At 58.1% G+C, this 20,099-nt stretch carries 20 protein-coding genes and 2 pseudogenes; 13 read left to right on the top strand and 9 right to left on the bottom strand.

Annotated features, from left to right (window positions below; translation table 11 throughout):
• The first annotated feature begins 65 nt into the window (after window positions 1-65).
• Window positions 66-284: a tetratricopeptide repeat protein gene (locus tag F6X42_RS46145; RefSeq protein ID WP_376776509.1), complete on the top strand. Its 219-nt coding sequence runs from the start codon at window positions 66-68 to the stop codon at window positions 282-284.
• 133 nt (window positions 285-417) lie between these two features.
• The gene (locus tag F6X42_RS38740) at window positions 418-741 is read left to right on the top strand and encodes a type II toxin-antitoxin system Phd/YefM family antitoxin (RefSeq protein ID WP_187639133.1); all 324 of its coding nucleotides are present in this window, start codon (window positions 418-420) and stop codon (window positions 739-741) included.
• 120 nt (window positions 742-861) lie between these two features.
• On the opposite strand, the gene F6X42_RS38735 is transcribed toward F6X42_RS38740, so the two are convergent.
• Together F6X42_RS38735 and F6X42_RS38730 are read right to left on the bottom strand one after the other, a co-directional pair.
• Window positions 862-1,857, bottom strand: coding sequence for a dienelactone hydrolase family protein (locus tag F6X42_RS38735; protein WP_187639132.1), 996 nt, complete (start codon window positions 1,855-1,857; stop codon window positions 862-864).
• A 333-nt stretch (window positions 1,858-2,190) separates the two neighbouring features.
• The gene (locus F6X42_RS38730) at window positions 2,191-2,562 is read right to left on the bottom strand and encodes a hypothetical protein (RefSeq protein WP_187639131.1); all 372 of its coding nucleotides are present in this window, start codon (window positions 2,560-2,562) and stop codon (window positions 2,191-2,193) included.
• A 608-nt stretch (window positions 2,563-3,170) separates the two neighbouring features.
• Between F6X42_RS38730 and F6X42_RS38725 the strand changes: the two genes are divergently transcribed.
• Window positions 3,171-3,473 carry a hypothetical protein gene (locus F6X42_RS38725; RefSeq protein WP_187639130.1) on the top strand — a complete coding sequence of 101 codons (303 nt, stop codon included), beginning with the start codon at window positions 3,171-3,173 and terminating at the stop codon, window positions 3,471-3,473.
• A 246-nt stretch (window positions 3,474-3,719) separates the two neighbouring features.
• Window positions 3,720-3,914, top strand: coding sequence for a DUF2934 domain-containing protein (locus tag F6X42_RS38720; RefSeq protein WP_187639129.1), 195 nt, complete (start codon window positions 3,720-3,722; stop codon window positions 3,912-3,914).
• A gap of 279 nt (window positions 3,915-4,193) precedes the next feature.
• On the opposite strand, the pseudogene F6X42_RS38715 reads toward F6X42_RS38720, so the two are convergent.
• Window positions 4,194-4,367 (bottom strand): annotated as a pseudogene (locus F6X42_RS38715) (cold-shock protein); the annotation flags it as partial.
• Between the two features lie 632 nt (window positions 4,368-4,999).
• Between F6X42_RS38715 and F6X42_RS38710 the strand changes: the two are divergent.
• The 4 genes and pseudogenes from F6X42_RS38710 to F6X42_RS38695 form a co-directional block, all read left to right on the top strand.
• A complete protein-coding gene (locus F6X42_RS38710; RefSeq protein ID WP_187639135.1) occupies window positions 5,000-6,544 on the top strand; it encodes a Rieske 2Fe-2S domain-containing protein in 1,545 nt (514 codons plus the stop codon).
• 95 nt (window positions 6,545-6,639) lie between these two features.
• Window positions 6,640-7,650, top strand: coding sequence for a PDR/VanB family oxidoreductase (locus F6X42_RS38705; protein ID WP_187639128.1), 1,011 nt, complete (start codon window positions 6,640-6,642; stop codon window positions 7,648-7,650).
• A 64-nt stretch (window positions 7,651-7,714) separates the two neighbouring features.
• Window positions 7,715-8,770 carry a ketol-acid reductoisomerase gene (gene ilvC, locus F6X42_RS38700; RefSeq protein WP_187639134.1) on the top strand — a complete coding sequence of 352 codons (1,056 nt, stop codon included), beginning with the start codon at window positions 7,715-7,717 and terminating at the stop codon, window positions 8,768-8,770.
• 74 nt (window positions 8,771-8,844) lie between these two features.
• A pseudogene (locus F6X42_RS38695) lies at window positions 8,845-9,123 on the top strand (GntR family transcriptional regulator); the annotation flags it as partial.
• Window positions 9,124-9,286: 163 nt separating this feature from the next.
• Here F6X42_RS38695 and F6X42_RS38690 read toward each other — a convergent pair.
• Complete coding sequence (locus tag F6X42_RS38690) at window positions 9,287-10,186, bottom strand: LysR substrate-binding domain-containing protein (RefSeq protein ID WP_187639127.1); 900 nt, start codon at window positions 10,184-10,186, stop codon at window positions 9,287-9,289.
• 181 nt (window positions 10,187-10,367) lie between these two features.
• Between F6X42_RS38690 and F6X42_RS38685 the strand changes: the two genes are divergently transcribed.
• Together F6X42_RS38685 and F6X42_RS38680 are read left to right on the top strand one after the other, a co-directional pair.
• A complete protein-coding gene (locus F6X42_RS38685) occupies window positions 10,368-11,210 on the top strand; it encodes a class II aldolase/adducin family protein (protein ID WP_187639126.1) in 843 nt (280 codons plus the stop codon).
• Window positions 11,211-11,332: 122 nt separating this feature from the next.
• Window positions 11,333-12,640, top strand: coding sequence for an MFS transporter (locus F6X42_RS38680; protein WP_187639125.1), 1,308 nt, complete (start codon window positions 11,333-11,335; stop codon window positions 12,638-12,640).
• A gap of 89 nt (window positions 12,641-12,729) precedes the next feature.
• On the opposite strand, the gene F6X42_RS38675 is transcribed toward F6X42_RS38680, so the two are convergent.
• Together F6X42_RS38675 and F6X42_RS38670 are read right to left on the bottom strand one after the other, a co-directional pair.
• On the bottom strand, window positions 12,730-13,422 hold the full coding sequence (locus tag F6X42_RS38675) for a GntR family transcriptional regulator (protein WP_187639124.1): 693 nt from the start codon (window positions 13,420-13,422) through the stop codon (window positions 12,730-12,732).
• Between the two features lie 268 nt (window positions 13,423-13,690).
• The gene (locus F6X42_RS38670) at window positions 13,691-14,128 is read right to left on the bottom strand and encodes a hypothetical protein (RefSeq protein ID WP_187639123.1); all 438 of its coding nucleotides are present in this window, start codon (window positions 14,126-14,128) and stop codon (window positions 13,691-13,693) included.
• A gap of 40 nt (window positions 14,129-14,168) precedes the next feature.
• On the opposite strand from F6X42_RS38670, the gene F6X42_RS38665 reads away from it, so the two are divergent.
• Complete coding sequence (locus F6X42_RS38665; RefSeq protein WP_187639122.1) at window positions 14,169-14,432, top strand: hypothetical protein; 264 nt, start codon at window positions 14,169-14,171, stop codon at window positions 14,430-14,432.
• A gap of 526 nt (window positions 14,433-14,958) precedes the next feature.
• Here F6X42_RS38665 and F6X42_RS38660 read toward each other — a convergent pair.
• The gene (locus F6X42_RS38660; protein WP_187639121.1) at window positions 14,959-15,717 is read right to left on the bottom strand and encodes an SDR family NAD(P)-dependent oxidoreductase; all 759 of its coding nucleotides are present in this window, start codon (window positions 15,715-15,717) and stop codon (window positions 14,959-14,961) included.
• A gap of 232 nt (window positions 15,718-15,949) precedes the next feature.
• On the opposite strand from F6X42_RS38660, the gene F6X42_RS38655 reads away from it, so the two are divergent.
• Window positions 15,950-16,225, top strand: a complete 276-nt coding sequence (locus F6X42_RS38655; protein WP_187639120.1) for a hypothetical protein — start codon at window positions 15,950-15,952, stop codon at window positions 16,223-16,225.
• Window positions 16,226-16,562: 337 nt separating this feature from the next.
• On the opposite strand, the gene F6X42_RS38650 is transcribed toward F6X42_RS38655, so the two are convergent.
• Together F6X42_RS38650 and F6X42_RS44785 are read right to left on the bottom strand one after the other, a co-directional pair.
• Window positions 16,563-16,820 (bottom strand): hypothetical protein, encoded by a 258-nt coding sequence (locus F6X42_RS38650; RefSeq protein ID WP_187639119.1) that lies wholly within the window; start codon window positions 16,818-16,820, stop codon window positions 16,563-16,565.
• A 618-nt stretch (window positions 16,821-17,438) separates the two neighbouring features.
• Window positions 17,439-18,299, bottom strand: a complete 861-nt coding sequence (locus F6X42_RS44785) for an SET domain-containing protein (protein WP_187639118.1) — start codon at window positions 18,297-18,299, stop codon at window positions 17,439-17,441.
• Between the two features lie 1,072 nt (window positions 18,300-19,371).
• Here F6X42_RS44785 and F6X42_RS38640 point away from each other — a divergent pair.
• A complete protein-coding gene (locus tag F6X42_RS38640) occupies window positions 19,372-19,560 on the top strand; it encodes a CsbD family protein (protein WP_187639117.1) in 189 nt (62 codons plus the stop codon).
• Window positions 19,561-20,099 lie beyond the last annotated feature (539 nt).

The raw sequence follows: 20,099 nt of genomic DNA, 5'->3' as shown, positions 1-20,099 counted from the left end.
AAACAGACTCTCGGTGAACGTGTCGGTGCCGCGCATGATCTCCAGGGGGCGGGTGAGGTCCTTACATCAACGCTTTTGCTATCCGTCGCGATGACTTCAGCGCGAGGTATTTCCGCAGCCTGTTAGGCCGGCTTGATGACGCAGAGCGCAGTTATAAACGATGTCTCGAGCTTAATCCGTCATACGCGGACGCACATCACAATCTGGTAATACTGCTCGAGACACGTGGCGACCAGCAGGGCCTGGTGCGTCATTTGAATGCTTACCGCCGGCTGACGACCTGAATGACATCTTTGCCAACAAAACATGGCGATAAGTGATGGTGGCCATTCCGCGCAATAACTCAAGCACGGTTTGTTGAGCGAACCTGGCCGCGTCGAGCAGCCAAAGAGGAACACATGGCAACCACGACGTCGAATGTCGACGGTTTTGATTCCGAGAATCGAGCACTGCTCGCGCGCTCAAGATGTGATTCCCATTAGCGAGGCCTCTTCGCGACGGACGGAGCTCGCCGAAGACGTCGTCGCAGGTGCCGAGAAAGTCTTGACGAAGAATGGTTCGGCATACGTCGCGATTGTCGACGCCCGAAAGCTGAATTACGACCACGCTCTCGAAGCCGAGCACGGTCGGCTCGTCCTGTTGCACGATGCCGAGGAGGGTCTCAAGGCCGCGCTTGCGGACAAGGTGCAGTCCGAAGAAGAATTCCAGAAATCACTGCGGCGTTTTTCTCCCGGGAAGTGATGCGGGTCGATTTCGCGGAGTTCGAAGGGCTTGGGCGCCTCTAAAGGCCAAGCGAGGCTAGCCTCGGGCTCAAGCGGCAGCTCGCACGCCGGCGCTCCGGCCATCGCGTGGGTCAAAAAGCTATGGCGAGCGCGTTGGCTTGAGCGTCATGGCGACAAATTCAGCCATGTCCTTCCTAACTTGCGTCGCTGCTGCCTCGTTGTATGCCAGGGTCGTGCCGCGTTCAACGCAGGGGTCGTTGTATGAAAACGGCTGCTTGGTTTTGGCATTAACGAACTGCCCGTGGTCTGCTTCCTCCACTTGACAGTTTCGTGTCGTCAGCGCTTGTGGCAGCACTCGCGGCGGATTGTACGCTCGAGCGTCGAATGTATGTCCAGCCCCCTGGTACTCGATAAGGTGAACGTCTTTACCCTTGGCTTTCAGCCTGTCAACGTAGTCCCGGCATGCCCCAATCGGGGTGTAGTTATCGGCAGTCCCCATAAACACACGCACTGGCTGCGCAGTGAGGTCGTCATCGTCGCGGTACCGAAAGTTACAGCTCGGATAGAAAGCAACGTAGGCTGCGAAATGGGCCTCTGACGCAGCTGCATGCATGCGCTGAAATCGCGTGAGGCTCGCGTAAAGCGTACTGTGGCCGCCTCTGGAGAAACCCATCAGCATGACACGCGTTGGGTCGATTCTCGGATGTTTTACCAACAGCGCTAGCGCGCGGTAGGCATCCTCCGTTTGCGCCAGTTGGCCGAGCCGCGATGGGTCGTCGTTCGTGTTGGCGATACCGCGACTCGTGAAGCTGTCGATGACGAAAGTCGCGACGCCCATCGCAAGGAAATCCCGCTCCCAATCGAGGACAAGGCCGCAGGCGCCGCACGCCCCATGCAGCAGAACGACGAGCGGGAATCGCTCGTTGCCCACGCGCGGCAGGCGCAGTTCGCCGGCGATGGTCACCGGCTTGCCTTCCTCGCGGCCTGTCAAGAATTCCTGGTCGGTCAGTGTCAGCGACTCAAAGGGGATGACTTCCATGCGCGCAGCCTGTGCGTGTACGGTGTCCGGCAGCAGAGCGATGAGTAGGCAGAACGCATTGAAGACAGCGCGCCAAAAACCTGTGCGTGGAAGCATGACCTCCTCCTTTTTAAGCACGTGTTGGTTGGCGACCTAGTGGCAGCAGCATAGTCCGCTACTGGCAACTACCAAGGCCTGCAAGCAGCCAGACCAATCTTGGCCATGCGGCGCTGCTCGGCACCGCCCGATGACGTTACGACCCGAGTGGTACTCGCGGTTGGCAGGCCCTACGAACCCATCGTGATGAGAAGCGTCACATCCTTCGGGATAGTCACCGCTTGTGGCCCAGCACGCCCTTCGGGATACTGAACGTGCTGCCATAATGAATCGTGGTGCGTACCGGGGGGCAACTGAACAACCGTCCCATCTCGGCTGACCAAAGCGGGATTCTCATTTCTTGATGTACACGACATACAGCACGAGCTCACCGTCTCCCACATTCTTGAATATGTATGCGGGGCTGGCATCAAGGGTCCTTACATCGCCAGTCCGGTACTGGCCATCCTCTTTTTTGCCGTTGGCGTAAATACGCTGGAACTTGCCCCCCTTGATAGCGCGCACGACCCGAAACGGGCGAGCGATGCTCGGACTTTCCGCTCCCGGCTTGAAAGTGTTCTCGGCTACTTTCACTCTTTCATTATCGAGAAACACTTTCTGTTCCATTTTCGGCGCTCCAGTCTCCTGCGCCCGGGCCGTACCGCTCCCGAATACCAGCGCAAAAGCTGATAACAGTCCGACGACAGTGTTCCTTGTTGCCTTCATTTGCTCCTCCTTTTTCTTCGACCGGTTCAGTAAGGCAAACGTGCATCGCGGCGCCGGAACCACTGGCCACACGCGGCGGGCCTACCGACTCGGAACGCAAAACATACCAATTCAGCGGAACGCGAAGCTTCCCTTGATATTGGCGGGCGGGGCTTCAATCGAAGAGTAGAAGGTTCGAACTAAAAAGCAAACAAATTGGGCCCGTCAGCGGCTCAGAAACCAGGCTGCACACATCCTCTGCACAGGCGTGACGTTCATGTTCCAGAATATGGTTGGAGCCGATAGCGACGACATAAATCCCAGCGCTAGCAATGCGCTCCTCTGGATGATTCCACACTGCTTCCTAAAAGTCTCACCGTCCCGCCGGACTGCAACCTTGCAAACGGAAAATCGCGCGGCGGATTTCCCTTCACGCGCTGCAGCGGCGTATGCGTGTTAGCGCGCGGAACAACGTCGCTGTGCGCGCGGCAGTTTAGTTCATGACGGCCGATGGTGAAACTGAGGAGCCTATGCCAGGCCTACCAGCGGCACGGGAATTGCGGTAACCAGGACACGGACTGCACCGACCTGGGTCGCAGCCGGTCGCTCTGCACATGGAGGAGCCCATCATGCGAGTTGCTACGAAAGGAATCTTGCTTGCTTCGGCGTTAATGTTGAGTCTGTCGGGCGCCTTCTACGCGCAGGGTGCGGGAACAACTGGTGGCGGGGGCGCCGGTGCAGGCCAGGGTGGCACTGGAATGGGAACCCCGAATGCAAGCGGAACGACAGAGTCACCATCTGGCGCGTCGGGTGCAAACACTATGGGAAAGTCAGGTGAAATGTCGCAAAAGCAGATGAAGCCGAAGATGCAGAAAAAGGGGGGAATGGCTGCGCCAGCCTCCGACAGTGGCGGAATGAAGAAGGCTTATTAACGGCGGTGATGTTTGAGGCGTACCCTGCAATCTGCATGGTCAGGCTCCCGGTCAGGGAGCGTTATGCTGCCGGTTGCCGGGGAACGCAGGAGAGCGTCCGGAACGTCAGATGCCGGCAGCTTTCACATATTCGCCGACGTTGAGTTGGTCTGTTCTGTCGTCAGCGCCTGCGTCTTCTGCCATCGAAAGGGTCGCTGTACAAATTGATGAGTAGCTGGTCGTGGGGAACCTACCAGGAGCCATGCAATGGATAACGATTCGCGGGAAGAGAAGATTCGTGAAAGAGCCTATCAGCTCTGGGAAAAAGACGGCAGCCCGGAGGGACGCGCTGACGAGTATTGGGAACAAGCGCGGTTTCAGATAGATGAGGAAGAATCGGAAGCCGACGGCAACGGAGACGGCCCGAAGGGCCGGCTGCCAGGGGTGACGAAAACCGGCTAGGGACTGAGGCGTCGCCACGCCGTTGAGTGCGTGGCCGAGCCATAACCCAGGCCATTACATTCCTCTTGCTGGCGAATTGCACGGCGGCGCGGTGTTCCTTCGTTGCCGCTGCGTGCGACCGCGACGACAGTCCAGCCAGGCGCCGCCTATACCAAGCTTCGCGTGACGCGGAATCTCGGCGCTTGGTGCCGGGCGGCACTCTTGCGCCGACTCTGCCCTGAAAATGCGATGTCCGACGGACCGGGAATCGTGCGCCACCAGCACACAGATTTCCTCCTGGACCGGTTTGATATTCGCGGCCTGCTTGCCTTTCGGACCCATCTTGACGTCGAAGCTGACATTCTGATTCTCTTGTAGCGACTTGAAACCTTGCCCACTGATTTCCGAGAAGTGGGCAAACAGGTCGTCCCCGCCGTCGTCCGGCGTGATAAATCCGAAGCCCTTGGCATCGTTTGAATCCCGAGCGCCGGGAGTGAGCGCGGCAAACTCGTGACCGTCATCAAAACGTGGCGGCGGCCACCTGCACGAGAGGGGGCTCTGCAGTTGACTTCCGCCTGTTGGCAGTGGGCGGGAACACGCTCCACCTGCCGTCACCGTTCCTGAGGAAAAACAACCCGCGCGCTCCGGCTGGTGACGACGTTTCGACGCACATGTAGCGTCTCCCATTCCCTGCGGTGCGACTGAATCTGGTTACATGAACGTGCATCGTGGGCGCCGGTGCGAGCCACTTTTCGACCTGACAACGCAGGGACTGCTCGTTCGTGTTTTCATGTTCCGCTCCAGCAGGTTTTCCGTTCAGGTAACGGGACGGTTTCTCACCGTTCATCTCCTTAACGCCGCAGACGCCGCGCCTCCAGCGTTCCTGAGTTCGACGGACACGCCGCCTGACGTCTTTGCGACGACCTTTCAGCCGGCCTTGCGCTTGCAATCAATCGGTGCGCCTGGCTCTCTCGCGCCATCTACCCCTCCCTCGTATCAGCGTTTACCCATACAGACAATTTGAACTCCGAATACTACTCTCTGTATACAGAGTTCAGAACACGAACAGATGCGGTGGTCCTATCAATTATTGGAGGAAGGAAATCATGAGCGTGAAATCGGACAAGATGGACGACCAGAAGGGCACCGGCGGCGGTGGCGCGGTCGTGAAGAAACTGATTCCGTTCGGGGGCTATTACGCGAATAAGGTGCCGGACCACGACCCGGAATTGACCGAGACTGGCCCGGGTACGCCGATGGGCGAATTCATGCGCCGGTTCTGGCATCCAGTGTGCATGTCCATCGAACTGACAGACACGCCGCGTTTCCTCAAAATCCTCACTGAAGAGCTGGTTGCTTTTCGCGACGGCAGCGGTCGTGTGGGCTTGCTGCATGCGCATTGCGTGCACCGGGGCGCATCCCTTGAATACGGCGCAATCCAGGAGCGCGGCATCATGTGCTGCTATCACGGCATGGTGTTCGATGTCGACGGTGCGTGTCTGCACGTGCCCTTTCCGAAGGGCGAAGAAAAGGAAGCGGAAAAGTTTGCGTGCTCGATTCGCCAAGGCGCTTATAAGGCAGTTGAGCGTAATGGTCTTGTCTTCGCTTATATGGGGCCGCCTGATGAAGAGCCGCCGTTCCCCGAGTGGGAAGGCGACTTTACGGTGATGGAAGGCGACGAGCTCGTCCCGTACAGCAATTTTCAGCACTGCAACTGGCTGCAGGTCCAGGACAATGCGGCCGATAACTATCACCCGACTGCCCTGCATGCGGGAAAGAGCGTCGTAGGGGGCCATTATCAGGGGACGACCTTCGATGAGGTCGGCGCCGCGTCGATGGAAGTGGCACCCGACATGAACTTCGTTCCGGTTCAAAAGGGCCGCAGCCTCGCCTGCGCAGGTGCGCGTCGCGTCGACAAGCACAAGCTCTTTGTCCGCGTACAGCATCAGGTGTTGCCAAATCTCAGTCTGCACGCATACACGTCGGAGGACGGGTCGGCCAAGAAGTACTTTAGCCGCTTTCACATCATTCGCTGGACAGTCCCGGTCGACGACGAGAACAGCAAGATGATTGGTTGGCGTGTCATGGGCCCGGGCATCGACACACGTGGCGTCGGCAATAAGGAAATGGTCGGATACGAAACCATCGACTTCCTCGAAGGACAAGTCGCAATGCGTCGGCCGGAGCGCTTCGGGAAATACAAGCTCGAGGACCTGCCGCCGATTCCGCCAAACCACCGGGAACGCGCGGGTTACAAGGACGCGCAGTATGCGCCCGGCGACTACGAGGCAATCATCAGCCAGCGACCCATCGCCGTGCACGCGCTCGAGAACCCGACACGCTTCGATGCAGGTCTCTTCCAGTTTCGCAAAATGCTGCGCGACGCGGTTCGTGGCACCAATCCCGCGTCGTCTGCCCATGGCTTTGCAGAGTGGTTACGTGAGCTTGGCGGCGCCCCGAACAGCTACTGCTCGGGCAACGTCTTCGAGATTCCGGAAGGCGAGACCGTGGAACAAGAGGTTGTCCGACGCCGCAAGGTGCTGAAGACGGTGGTGGAAATTCTGACCCAGAGCGACTCGTTGAAGGGTAGCGAGCGGAGCGAATTCGTGCGAAGCAGATTCGAAGAGCTTGAGCAGTCGCTGAAGCGCTAAATGGGACACGCGCGTCACGCTCTCTGGCGTGGGCGCGGCACCGGTGCCAGTCAGCCTCGCAGGAGGGCTGGCGGCTCGCCAGCGGGGAAAGGAACATGGATACCTTATTGGAACGGGAAGAAGCAGTTCAGGAGGTCGAGGCTGGAACGCTCGATGTCCGCGTGCGGCAGGTTCGGTACGAAGGCAAAGGCATAAATTCCTACGAGTTCACGAGCCCGAGCGGTAATGCCCTGCCGCGGTTCGAAGCAGGCTCGCACATCGACGTCCATCTGAAAAACGGTGTAATCAGGCAGTACTCCCTCTGCAACTCACCGGCCGAGCGCAACCGGTATGTCATCGCTGTTCTCAAAGACGAGAATGGTCGTGGCGGTTCGCGCGCTGTTCACGAAAGCATCGGGGCTGGAGACATCCTCACTATCAGCAAACCGCGCAATCACTTCGCCTTGGCCAAAGACGCCAAAAAAGTGCTGCTGATAGCCGGAGGAATTGGAGTGACGCCGCTTAAAGCGATGGCGCATGAATTGGACATCCAGGGCGTGGACTTCGAGATGCATTACTGCGCGCGCAACCCGGATGCTGCTGCTTTCGGCGAAGAATTTGCGGATATCAAGCGCGCAGGAAAATTGCACTATCACTTCGACGACGACGGATTCGGTAACAGACTGGACCTCCGCGAGCTTCTAAGAACCCCAGAGCCCGGTACTCATGTTTACTACTGCGGTCCCGCTGGCTTCATGGCCGCCTGTAGCGACGCGGCGAGCCATTGGCCGAAAGGCACAGTGCATTTCGAGCACTTCAAGGCACCCGAGCAAGCCAAGCGGGCGCCAGTGAGCACGGATAGCGAGGGTGGCTGTGATGTCACCATCGCTAGTACTGGCAAGGTTGTCCACGTCGCACCTGACCAGAACTTTGCGGACGTTCTCAATGAAGCCGGCGTCGCTGTACCAACCTCCTGTTGTGCGGGCCTGTGCGCCACGTGCAAGGTCCGCTATCTCGAGGGCGAAGTTGAACACAATGACTTCATTCTGAGCGAAGACGAGCGACAGGAGTACCTCACGGTTTGTGTCTCGAGGCCTGCCAACAAAACACTTGTGCTGGATTTGTAACGTCTACTTCACGCTTAACCACCGGCGGGCAGCAAAACCCTGCCTGCACCTTCACCTTCTTCGCGTGTCGCGAAAAACACCCTTGGCGCACGAAACTGGAAATCGTATGAAAGTCTTCTACGAAAAAGATGCCGACCTCACCCTGTTGAAAACCCGCAGCATTGCGGTCATCGGTTATGGGTCGCAGGGCCACGCTCACGCGCTGAACCTCAAGGACAGCGGCATCAATGTCTGCGTCGGATTGCGCAAGGGTACGTCCTGGGACAAAGCCGAGAAGGCGGGCCTGCACGTGAAGAGTATTGCCGATGCGGTCAAGGAGGCAGACATCATCATGATGCTTCTGCCCGACGAGCGAATTGCAGAAGTCTATCGTGCGGAAGTGGCACCGAACGCTCGCGAAGGTGCGGTCCTCGGCTTTGCGCACGGCTTCAACATTCACTATGGTCAGGTGACACCTCGCGCAGACCTTGATGTGATGATGGTCGCGCCAAAAGCTCCAGGTCACACAGTGCGCAGCACATACGTTTCGGGCGGCGGAGTTCCGCACCTTATCGCGGTCGCCCAAGACCCTTCAGGCACGGCTCGGGATATTGCGCTCGCGTACGCCGCCGCCATCGGCGGTGGCCGGGCGGGCATCATTGAGACCAGTTTCCTTGAGGAGACTGAGACTGACCTCTTTGGTGAGCAGGCTGTTCTGTGCGGCGGCTTGGTCGACCTTATCAAAGCGGGCTTCGAGACTCTCGTCGAGGCAGGCTATGCGCCGGAAATGGCCTACTTTGAATGCTTGCACGAAGTGAAGCTTATCGTGGACCTCATCTACGAGGGCGGCATCGCGAACATGAACTACGGTATATCAAACAATGCCGAATTCGGAGAATACGTGACGGGACCTCGTATCGTCACGGATTTGACCAAAGCCGCAATGAAGGCGGTTCTGCATGACATTCAGACGGGCGAGTACGCCAAGAGCTTCATTCTTGAAAATCGGGCTGGTGCGCCGACACTTCAGTCGCGCCGGCGCTTGACCGCAGACCATCCCATTGAAACCGTGGGAGCAAGACTACGCGCGATGATGCCGTGGATTGGCAAGGAAGCGCTTGTCGACCGTTCCAAAAACTGAACGAAGGAGCAACGCGCGCTGGTCCGAGTGAATCTTCGGCCAGCGCGTAAACGCGGATAGCAACGGAGTACATCATGACATCGAAGTTGCTTCAGATTCCGTCGCGGACGGACTACGTCGACGAGGTGTATAAGGTCCTCGTTGACGCCATCTGCGAAGGCTCGCTAGCTCCTGGGACGCGCTTGACGCAAGAGGAGATTGCGGAGCAGCTTTCGGTCTCGCGGTCCCCGGTACTCCAGGCTCTGAGGCTGCTGAAGAAAGACGGTCTTGTTCAGGATGCGCCGGGCAGGGGTGTAATCGTTGCTCCGCTGGACCTGCAGTGGCTTGGAGACTTGTACGAAATTCGTGGGAGTTGCACACACGACGAGCTCATGCGCATCTCGTCGCAGAGCTCGGAATCGTGCTGAAGGCAAACGGCCCCGTACCCGAGTCGTTAGCGCAAGGCGACGGTGCGCACGCCTGAGGTCGATTCGAATCACACTTCTAGGGTGATTCGAGTCGGAGAAGTCACGTTGATTACCGAGAGGTTTCCAGCCCTACCGCTGCGCGTAGCCAGTCTCGAAATTGCTTCACCTTGTACGAGTCAGCTTCGTCTGCACGAAAGGAGAGAAAATGAGTTTCTCGATGGAGTGGGACAAATTCTTCATCACCCAGTATCACAAGGTCTCCACGGGACAATTCACGCTCTGCGAGGCGCGTTGTTTCCAGTGCGACGCCCATTCCGTCAACTGCTGCCGAAAGGGCAAGCGCAGCGCGGTCGAAAGAAGGACGTGGCTTGATAGGGAGCGCCATGCCATTGCAGGCAAACCAGTCCGACCAGGTGATTCTGCTCAGTTGAGATTCGATAAGTGTAAGGCCAGTTATCAATTCGCGAGGTCCGGTTCTTGACCGTAACAACGACGGTGAACACATTGGTGCGATTCGCTCTGCGCCCAGTGGCACCGCTATGATGCCGGCCGGCTGGATAGCACTTCCGTAGGAAATTGCAACGTCTATCTCTCTGGCGCGGACCAAATCAATTGGCGGTGCTCCGGATGACAACCGGATGGTGATATTGGGATTGTCGCGCATGAATTGAGGTAGGCGCGGCCCTAACCACTTGGCGGCAAAGCTCGGGGCGCTATGCAGGGCGAGAACTTGCTCCGTCGGACCGAGACTTACCTCATTGCATGCGGCTTCGATGACGTCGAAGACGCGACAAAGGTTCTGCTGTAGACGTAACCCTTCTGCGGTCGTTTCCACCATGCGATTGCGACGAACGAGTAAAGGTCGCCTGAAATAGTCCTCAAGTTCTCGAACCTGGTGACTGATTGCCGATTGGGTTAGGTGAAGTTCCTCGGCGGCCCGCGTAAAGCTGCACAACCGTGCCGTTGCTTCAAAAGCTCTAAGTAGTACGAAATTTGGAATTCGTCTCATGCTTATCTCGATGTATGAACCTGATTCATGGTGGTATGAACAGTCATTGTTTGTCAACTCCGTTGTCGGGACTGACCATGTTGGTGTGGGTTCGCTGATAAGCGTGAAAACATACGTTTCCAGAGCGCGAACGAAGTTCGCACCATGTTTCCAACCATTTTTTGTTTAAAGGAGAGACATCATGTCCACCGTCGCTGAATCTCAAGTTGAATCGATTGTGAAGCCCGGCAAGGTTTCGATTTATCAGCCGGACCAGGAAGGGCTGATTTTTCCGGAAATGCCGACGTTCAAGACGGCTGCCGAGCATCGTCAGTATCTGAAGGAGCATCTTGTCGCTGCATGCCGTGCGTTTGCCCTGCAAGGTTTTGACTACGGCTTCGCCGGTCACCTGACTGTACGCGACCCGGAAAACCCCGGTCTGTACTGGACCAACCCGATGGCCGTGCACTTCGCGCAGGTGAAGGTTTCGAATCTCATTTGCGCAGACCACACTGGAACGGTGGTCGAAGGAGAGTATGCGATTAACCGCGCTGGCTTTGTGCTGCACGCTGCGGTGCACGAGCAGCATCCCGACATCGTTGCAATGTGCCATGCGCATACGGTTTACGGTACCGCCTTCGCGGCGCTTGGAAAGCCGCTGGCTCCAATCTCCCAGGATGCGGCTGCGTTCTTTGAAGACCACGTAGTCATCGGTGACGAGGCGGGAAGGGTTGCGGTTGAAGTGAAAGGCGGCAACAAGGTAGCCAATGCCTTTGCTGGCGCGAAGGCAGCAATTCATCAGAACCACGGCCTCCTCACGGCAAGCCGCCACAGCATCGACTCCGCAGCTTTCTGGTTTATCGCGCTTGAGCGCTGCTGCCAACAGCAGCTGATGATTGAGGCTACGGGAGCCACACCAAAAGAGGTGGCGCCAGACCGTGCGCGCTACAGCCGGGAGCACGTCGGTAGCGATTACATCGGCTGGCTGCACTTCCAGACCATCTGGAACGACCTCATCGCGACCCAGCCGGACATGCTCGACTAACCAAGTTTGACCAACCCAGATACGCGGCGATGCCAGTGCGTGGTGTCGCTGCGAGTGAGCAGAGGCGGAGAAAAGCACAAACAGCGCACGCCGTTAACAGAAAGTCCCTCAGGAGACAACAAATGAGTTCCCTTAGTCCGGCCGCATATCTGGAAGCTGGTGAGTCGTCTGCGTTTGCGAAAGCGGCGTGGCGGCTAGTACCCTTCCTGTTCCTCTGCTACCTTTCCGCCTACCTCGACCGAATAAATGTAGCGTTCGCGAAGCTACAGATGCTGAATGACCTCGGCTTCAGCGAGGCTGTTTATGGGTTCGGCGCGAGCGTGTTTTTCATTGGATACCTTCTGTTCGAGGTTCCGAGCAACTTAATGCTGTTGCGGGTTGGCCCACGTCGTTGGATTGCACGCATTATGGTTACGTGGGGGCTCATCTCAGCCGGCATGATGTTCGTAAAGACGCCTGTAATGTTCTATGGCATGCGCTTCCTGCTCGGGGTCGCCGAGGCCGGCTTTTTTCCAGCAATTGTTCTGTACCTAACCTATTGGTTTCCATCGTCACGTCGCTCCAAAGTGACAGCACTATTCATGACAGGCATTCCTATGTCTGGCGTAATTGGCGGGCCGCTCTCTGGCTGGTTGATGACGGCACTGGCGGGTGCTCATGGGATGGCGGGATGGCAATGGCTTTTCCTGCTTGAGGGCATCCCAACAGTCGTGCTCGGCGTAGTCGCGTTCTTCTATCTTGATGACAAGGTGCAGGACGCGAACTGGCTGACCGATTCACAGAAGGCTGTGATTGAGCAGAAGCTAAAAGATGAAGAGCCTGAGAACGGTCTTCATTCCGTCAGGGACGGCCTGTTGAATCCAAAAATTCTCCTTGTCAGTGCGGTCTACTTCTTCTACACAATGGGGTTGTATGGGGTCAGCTTCTGGCTGCCAACCTTGATTAAAACAAGTGGCGTCTCAGACCCGCTCAATGTGGGTCTGCTTACAGCGATTCCCTATGCAGTTGGAGCCATCGCTATGGTTGTCGTGAGTCGGAGTTCAGACCGCACGGGCGAGCGACGCTGGCATCTGATTATCCCGGGTCTAGCTGGCGCGTTCGGGCTCGGGTTGAGCGTCTGGTTTGCTCACTCGACTGTGCTTGCGATGATTGCCTTGACGATTGGGACCATGGGTGTCATGACGACCATCTCGCAATTTTGGGTTCTTCCGCCGGCTTTTCTGAGCGGAGCTGCCGCTGCCGCTGGGCTGGCATTGGCAAACTCGGTCGGAAGCATATCGGGCGTAGTCAGCCCTTCGCTGATTGGCGTCATCAAGACCGCGACCGGTTCGGCTGGCGCCGGAGTGCTGGTGCTCTCGGTAAGTCTGGTGATTGGAGGGCTGCTGGTGCTGCTGGTCCCTCCAGCTCTAGTCAACAACCGACGCCGCTAGGCGGTTGGACCAGGTTGGTTTCGCCGGCACTCGCTGTCAGAATGGTGCCGGCGGACAACTTTTTGGAATGGTGAGTTCTAAAAATGGCATCAGCTAGCGGAACGTTGAGCGTCCGCTTCGGTTCCGACAGCCTGGCTCATATGTCGAAGAAGATTCTCGCGCGCAAATTCAGTGTGCTGCACGCTGAGCTTAGCCGAGAGCTCTTCGTCACCCTGCGCAATGGCCTCAGCTATCGCAGCATGCTCATCCCAGACGGTCTTTCGTTGTCCGACCACCTGGTGAACCGCGCCCATCACACGCCTCAGGTGCAACCAGTGCAGACGCGCATTCTCAAGAATGAGCGGATTTCCGGATGCGGTGTAAACGGCGATGTGAAACGCCATGTCAGCGTCAATCATGGCTCGAATGTCGTTGCCCTTGGCGAGCTTTCGGCCGGTTGTAACGAGGGATTTGTCTATCTTTGTTCGCTGTCTCGCTGCCAGGCGTGCCGCCAGACCGTCGAGGGCTCCCCGAAGCTCGTAGAGATGACCAATTCGCTTGGCGTCCAATGGCGTAACCTGCAGCCCACGGCCCGGCGCATCCTCTACAAGTCCGTCCTTCTTCAACATCCGGAACGCCTGCAGTACCGGCGAGCGGGAAACGGCCAACTGCTCGGCAATGTCTTCCTGGACGATTCGCGTTCCCGGTGCGATTGAACCCTCGCTGATGGCGTCGAGGAGGACCCGGTAGACTTCATCGACGTAATCCGTACGGGCCTGAATTTTCAAGAGTTTCGCGGGCATGGTGACAGTCGGTATGGATACTGAATACCGTCAGCTTACCAGCATTGATTGCGAATGCGGAGATGGGTGGGGCGAAGCTGATTCGCAAGACGCAGAAAACGCCACGGCGCGCGTGTTCGAGGTAAGCGACCAGTTGCTTGTGTCGCTCCTGATTGGGCCAATGGTGATGCCTGGAGGACGATGACAAGACCTATGCCGTCGATGGTGTTCAAAGGAGACGCCACGGGATGCAGATGTGCGGGGCGTCAAACTGCAGCAACTTTGGCGATTACGGATTTCGTGGTGACAGTCCGGCGAACCAGACCGGAACGGCGGAAACTGCGCTTACTGCATAGAGGAGGTCGGGCTTCGCGTTGCTAATTCCGAATGCTTTTTCCGAGACATCCCCCTGCTGTCCCGTGTAGCTTGTCCGTAGTTCTTGCTCGACAACGACAGCGGAAGAAGCGCAGTACCTTTTCGCTTGTTCGACTGCGAAGTTTACATCTGCCGCGAGCTCGCCAGCAGTGACTCTGCTGGTCTCCCGCACGACGATAGAGACGAGACCGCTCGGCGCGCGCGCGAGTATCCACCCTGCAGAAAATCGGCCTGTACCATCTGATTCGGTCATCACGCGAATCAGGCCGGTTATGCCTTCAAACCGTTGATGTGCGTTCAGCAAAGTTTTGACGCCGGAGGGAAATCCATCGACACAGTTCGATGGCGCCAATGCCGACTGATGTCGTTGGCTGTCGGAGACCCTGCTAACAATGCCGGGCAATCCCGGCTTAGTCTGGGCGATGGACAGCCTCGCAGCAGCGGCCGAACCTGGCATCCTTGACGGCGACCAGTACATCGAGCAGTTGTTTGCGAGCAAGGAGGACGTCCGCGCCTTCCGCCTAATCCTGCGCGACGCAGGAAGCGACCGGTGGCTGAACGACCGTCGCCTTTACGCTTTGAAAAAACTGGGAAGCGCGGAACTGGATTCCGTCACCTATCCAGGGGTCGCGAGCTTCTTTGACCCGGCCGAGTAACACTCTTTGACGTATAGGCGTAGCCTGTACGTCTAGAAAGCTATTTATCGACCTTTATCATTCTTTCGCGCAGAAGGGCAATTTCGATTGTCCGCTCAACCCAATAAATTGCTTTTCGGCGACTCGCGCCACAGCCCCGTAGGGCATCGCGAGCCGCCGGTCTCTTGTCACCAAATTTGCTAGGCGCCCCCAAGCGCCTGGACCCGATGACGCGACTGCGATGTTTGCAGTTCGGAGGGTGGAATCATCGCGAAAAAACGCTGACGCCAATACACCTGTCGGCCGCTGGCCATGCGTTTGCCTTCGTCCGTTTCGAACATCAACGCTGTCGGCTGCGGAAGGTACCCGTTAATTGCTGCCATCTATGTCCTCGATTTTGATTGTTGGAATAGGGCGAGTCGCAAGACCCGCTGACTGCAACTACGGCATAGCTGATGCATCTCTTTAACGCATGCGGTCTCGGTGGACGACGCCATTAGCGATATTTAAAAGTGAGCCTTCCCTCGTATTTCGGGCGATACACGCGTTAAAACCTTTCCACCCAAGGTCGCAGTTCGACTTCCCACGTCCATGCGCTCCGATGCTGCCGATGAATATGAAGATACTCCTTGGCTATCACGTCAGGCTCCAGCCATTTGTCGTCGGTGTTGCCCCCGTCCGGTTGCACTCGACTACTAGCGATGCCGCCATCAATAACAAAATGCGCGACGTGAATATTCCTTGGGGCAAGTTCTCGCGCCATACATTGCGCCATTCCTCGCAGCGCGAATTTCCCCATCGCAAATGGTGTCGAACCGGGTAGGCCCTTCACGCTAGCCGTAGCTCCGGTGAGCAGGATAGTGCCGCTGCCGCGAGTCACCATCCGAACTGCGGCGGCCTGAGCAATCAGAAATCCACCGAGGGCCGTCACTCTGATGGCATCCTCAAGCTTTTGTGGGTCGATGGCTTCAACCGCTGCGCGATAGCGGCCGCTCGCGTTGTAGACAACAAGGTCGGGAGCGCCGAATGCGTTCTCTACGCGGTCAAAAAGCGCAGTGACCTCGTCTGGTCGACCAGCATCGCAACTCACGGCCAAGGCGCCTGTCTCGTCTACCAGGTCCGCGAGCTTACTTGTGTCGCGGGCGGCGAGCGCAACCTGCATGCCCTCTCCTGCAAACAGACGAGCAAGGGAGGCACTCAGCCCCTGTCCTGCGCCAACAATCAGTGCCGTCTCGGTTCGACTCACAGCTCCTCCAGATTCAATTAGGGATAGTGATGTGGAGCACGTTGTCTTGCGCTCATGCATAACGTTTCCTACCTAGCCAATTGTAGACGTTCGCAACAAATTGCATTCACGTACCGGGCGGCCATTACCAGCAGGGGTCAGGGACGGGCGTGCTTACGGCACAGCGCACGTTGTGACCGCTGGCCCGAGATTCCGAGTTAGCCGAATCGTAGCCGCAGACGAGCTTCCCACATTTCACATAACGTCACATAGAGCTGGTATAAGCAAGGAGAGCCAACCGTGCAGGAGAAGGATGTTGACCATCTCGCGCTCCCCGAATCGTACGAGACACCCCTTTGAAAAATTATTTGTGGACCTTGGCAGTCACTCGCCCGACAAGGCGCTGGCAGCACTGACCTCTGCAATGCAGGAAGAACGACGCGACATGAACGCGTTTGAGTGGTTGTCGCAGGCGCTCCCCGGCGCAACGCTCAAACCAGCGCTGGCGTTTGGCTCCGTCAGCGAGCTCTACCGGTCATATACACGGCCCGCGGAATTCGAGCGGCTGAAGGGCGTCCGGCGCTTTTGAGGGGACGTGGCCGCAATACTGGAGGGGACTGCATGGGGTGCTCGACGGCGCCGTCGACACGATGGTGATGCACATCGGCCGCGCGGAAACCATATGCGCTTGACCGCGCGAAACTTTACTCCGCGAATAGGCTTTCCAGCTCGATGAGCCACATGCGTTGAAGAGGGCAGTCAAATATCTGGAGGAGCAGCAGCAACTCCACCGACGTGGCGATGATGCCGGAACCGTTGGATAAGTTTCATTCCCTGCACGCTAGCTATCGCTAGCGGCATGTCGACCGTTCCGGGCGATGACATGTCCCACGATGGTGTAGCTCTGCGTGCCATTCTCTGATGCGTCAGGAGCGGCGCCAGTCTTCACGATGTTGGGTCGCGTCCAGACATCTGTGCCAGATTTTCATGACCAGTGAATCGGCGTAGTTGACCGTCATCGCGTCGGTGAACAGCCGCGCCGGGATGATGGCAGTCAACTGGACCTTGTCGAGCAGCACCGCATCCTGCGCAATTGCGTGAGCGCGTCGCGCGAGTGTCACACGGTCAAGCCAGCCCGTCGCCAGGTGGTTGCGTGCAGACCCATATGCGAGCTGATTCGACAAGGTTTGCCTCCGACAGCCACGCGCCCTGCAATGCGAACGCCGCCAGTTCGGCGATGGCAAGATAGCAAAGCAGTGTCGCCATCTGGTCCCGCGTGAGTGTGTGAACCTCTTGCATGAGTCGTCTTTCAGTTGACGGCGCGGATTTGCCTACGCCTATCCCGAGAACATCAAGCCGGACGCGAAGAACGTTGCCGTCCGGGCCAACTATTCGTGGGATACCGGCAGGGTCCGGTGGCGCTTTCGGTCCGTCACGGCCCGAAGTCGCCGGATTTCCGGCGGCAGAGACACCGGCGCTTAGCGGCTGGACTACTACGTGTGTTGGGCGTTTAGTCGAACGGGGCGCCGACGCGTGTTTCGCAGGCTTCGGAGAAGTAGCGTGCCGGTGTCCGTTGGGTACCATGCGAGTTTCAGGCGGGTTCCAGACTTCGACACACTTCCATCAGCAAACGCGGCTGACGCCACTGTGAACAATACCGCCGCAATTGTAAGGATTTCCACATGCTTTCCCCGTGCCTGTGACGACCTCACGCGGAATCCGCAACACGGCGGGAGCGTACATCGCCGCACGGCCCAGGCCACCAGTCCCCGCGCCGTTTTATTCCTGGCGACAGCGCTACCTCAGGCTGCGCAGCCGTCGCCGACTGTCATGCCTGCAATGCTTTCTTCAGTAATCAGTGAGTCGGCATTGACCGGTCGAGGGTCTCCGCATGGCATATAAACACAGTCGCCCGCATGCACCGGAATTCCCGAGAACGCGCATTGGCCATGCGATGGCGCTCTAGTCAGTTTCCAGAGCTGCTCTGTATAGCAGCAGCGTCCGGGCTCCCGCCATGTGACCACGATTGAGCCGGTGTCCGGCCTCTCCATTATCCGTACCGTGGGAGCGGCATGTTGACGCTGTTGTTGTACCGCGCTTTCACCTGCTGCGCCGCGCGGTGCACCAGCACCCACTGCCTGCGGGTCTGACGCTGTCTTCCTGACGGCGTCGTTTGCGACGACCTTCCGGCGGCCCGTTCTTCGCTTCTGCAGCATGGTGCCACGACAGCCGGGGGCCGCGCAGTGACACCGGAAGCGCGCCCTCAGTTCAGCGGTGTGGCGGCCTTCGACCGACAGCGCGTAGTCGATGGTCAGCTCTTCACCCGGCGCGATATCGCGCAACGCGCGGATGAACACGCGTCGGTCCACGATTTCGGCTTCGCAGTTCGGCACGCACCCGTGATTGAGCCATCGTGCGTTATTGCCCCCTTCGCCGCCATCGATGACGGTGCCATCGTCCAGGTCGAAGTAGAATGTATGGTCCGATTCTGAGGTGTCGCGGGCGCACCGGCGCAGCACTTCGCGCCAGGTGACACGCGCACCCTTGTATTCGCAGACGAGTTCGGCAGCGGCGATGGCGCGGTTGGCGAACAGCCCGCGGCCATGCACCGGCGAACGCCGGGTGACAAAACGGGGGCGGGAATTTCGGACAGTCTGGGTCACGTCGTCAGTGCCATGAGGAAGTAAGCGGGTTTTCTTGTGCTGTGTCAGATGGTGGCGAAGCCATTAGACGCTGTCAACGCGCGCGGTGCGGCCGCTGACGTTTCGACGATGCGCGTTTGCTTCCAGACCTCTATGGCGGTCAGGTTGTCCGAATTGCCGCCGAACTGGTTTCCTCTTCCGGAGGCTAATCGATGAGGATGTGAACGTCACCGCGCTGCTGTCGTTCCTGGCTCATATCGCCCGTAGCTCGCACTTCTCAAACACCTTGTGACTTGTACTCAGCTACGTAGCGGGTGGGGGCAAGCCGCAAGCTCTACGGGGAGAACCCCGGCATCCCCTTCAAAGTGGAGAGTCGTGATTCTCTCTATACGGAGGCTCTCGATGGCGCAAAAAAGTTTTGCCCTGTCGCCTCTCTCTCAGGCGGCCCAGTCTTGCTTTGGCAAGGACGTCTGGCCCGACGACATTCCTGTTCCACAAGCCTGGCTCGAGTCAGCGGAGCGACAGGGAAATTCAAGGGGACACGTAGCGGCGCGAACAGCGACGTCAAACAGCGGACCGAGCGGCTCAAGGCAAAACGGCCAGTAGTGCGCAATGCAGGAACTGAGGGATGGGCGAAGGGCTCGATGTCCTGCTCGCGGCGACCTGTCGACCCGTCACCTGTCCGGCCGAACGTAGGCGGGATGAGGCTTACCGGGCCGCTCTGCTATAGGGGCCGTAGTGAGTGAGGTCCCATCGAATTCAGAACACGTTCCCCCGGTGCTGGGCAGGCGTTGTCTTGGTGAAGGGGCACGCCGCGCGAAGGAAGGAGTTGGCGAGTCTCGCGTTTATCGAGCGCAACGAGAACCTCATTCGCTATTGCTTCAACCGTTCCGCGTCCGCAGGACGCACATCGCAAGCGCCAGCCCCGGGGCTACTCACGTGAGCGTTTTGTTGTCGGCGATTTACCATACGCGAATCGTGCAACCTGGTGTTCGTGCACGCCCTCCGCTTCACGAACGCCCCGCTTTTCCTATACTGTTTTTATCGCAATCTGGTTAACGCGACGTCGGTCGCATACTCGGAGGAAGGCATCATGAACAAGGACCAGGTCAAAGGCGTTGCTCAAAAGATGAAGGGCAAGGTCAATGAGGCAATGGGCAAGGTTACGGGCAGACCGGCCCGGGAACTGAAAGGCGATGTTGAGCAAGCCGCGGGACAAGCCAGGAAAGACGTCGGTGACGCCAGGGAAGCGGCGAAGGACCGCACGACGCGTCACCATTAACCGCACGCCTCCCGGGGCTGGGTCAATGCATTGACCCAGCGTCAAAGGCCTCATCAGGCGGCCGACTCGCGAAGTTGGTCGCCGGCACCGGCGGTGGAAGGGTGCCTCATTGCGCGTGGTTACCAATACGTTTAGCTGAGCTGGAAGATTCAACGGCGCGTCCTCGCCGTCATGTCGCCCCTCGGTAGCGTGTTGCGCCACAGAAGGTTTGAGGGTCAGTGCGTCGCGCTGGCATCGGCGGCATAACGAAGCACGTTTGTCGGAATGCAGACGGAATGGAAGCCGCATTCGGCGCTTCGCATGGACCATTGTCGGCCGCTCGACAAGCACCGCCAGTTTCCGGAAGAGAGACTTCGTCGTTGACGAGGGTGGGCCGGCCGCGTTGGGGACCTTGAATCCGGGTTGGATGCGACGAGGGTGTAAAAATTTTTGTGTAAACGGTCATTTGGCAGGAAACTGTCAGCAACAGGAGCACAGATGACCGTAGCGAAACGCAACAAAAGAGAAAAACCCGATCCTGAACTCGTCAAGCTGGCAGA

The sequence above is a fragment of the Paraburkholderia podalyriae genome (assembly GCF_014397785.1).
Lineage (GTDB): Bacteria > Pseudomonadota > Gammaproteobacteria > Burkholderiales > Burkholderiaceae > Paraburkholderia > Paraburkholderia podalyriae.
Note: the sequence above shows the minus strand (reverse complement) of the source record. Positions and strands in the feature narration are given on the sequence as shown.

Coding starts and splice junctions, on each gene's coding strand:
- F6X42_RS38740 (WP_187639133.1), top strand. CDS start 418: ATGTCGACGGTTTTGATTCCGAGAATCGAGCACTGCTCGCGCGCTCAA.
- F6X42_RS38735 (WP_187639132.1), bottom strand. CDS start 1,857: ATGCTTCCACGCACAGGTTTTTGGCGCGCTGTCTTCAATGCGTTCTGC.
- F6X42_RS38730 (WP_187639131.1), bottom strand. CDS start 2,562: ATGAAGGCAACAAGGAACACTGTCGTCGGACTGTTATCAGCTTTTGCG.
- F6X42_RS38725 (WP_187639130.1), top strand. CDS start 3,171: ATGCGAGTTGCTACGAAAGGAATCTTGCTTGCTTCGGCGTTAATGTTG.
- F6X42_RS38720 (WP_187639129.1), top strand. CDS start 3,720: ATGGATAACGATTCGCGGGAAGAGAAGATTCGTGAAAGAGCCTATCAG.
- F6X42_RS38710 (WP_187639135.1), top strand. CDS start 5,000: ATGAGCGTGAAATCGGACAAGATGGACGACCAGAAGGGCACCGGCGGC.
- F6X42_RS38705 (WP_187639128.1), top strand. CDS start 6,640: ATGGATACCTTATTGGAACGGGAAGAAGCAGTTCAGGAGGTCGAGGCT.
- F6X42_RS38690 (WP_187639127.1), bottom strand. CDS start 10,186: ATGAGACGAATTCCAAATTTCGTACTACTTAGAGCTTTTGAAGCAACG.
- F6X42_RS38685 (WP_187639126.1), top strand. CDS start 10,368: ATGTCCACCGTCGCTGAATCTCAAGTTGAATCGATTGTGAAGCCCGGC.
- F6X42_RS38680 (WP_187639125.1), top strand. CDS start 11,333: ATGAGTTCCCTTAGTCCGGCCGCATATCTGGAAGCTGGTGAGTCGTCT.
- F6X42_RS38675 (WP_187639124.1), bottom strand. CDS start 13,422: ATGCCCGCGAAACTCTTGAAAATTCAGGCCCGTACGGATTACGTCGAT.
- F6X42_RS38665 (WP_187639122.1), top strand. CDS start 14,169: ATGCCGGGCAATCCCGGCTTAGTCTGGGCGATGGACAGCCTCGCAGCA.
- F6X42_RS38660 (WP_187639121.1), bottom strand. CDS start 15,717: ATGCATGAGCGCAAGACAACGTGCTCCACATCACTATCCCTAATTGAA.
- F6X42_RS38655 (WP_187639120.1), top strand. CDS start 15,950: ATGTTGACCATCTCGCGCTCCCCGAATCGTACGAGACACCCCTTTGAA.
- F6X42_RS38640 (WP_187639117.1), top strand. CDS start 19,372: ATGAACAAGGACCAGGTCAAAGGCGTTGCTCAAAAGATGAAGGGCAAG.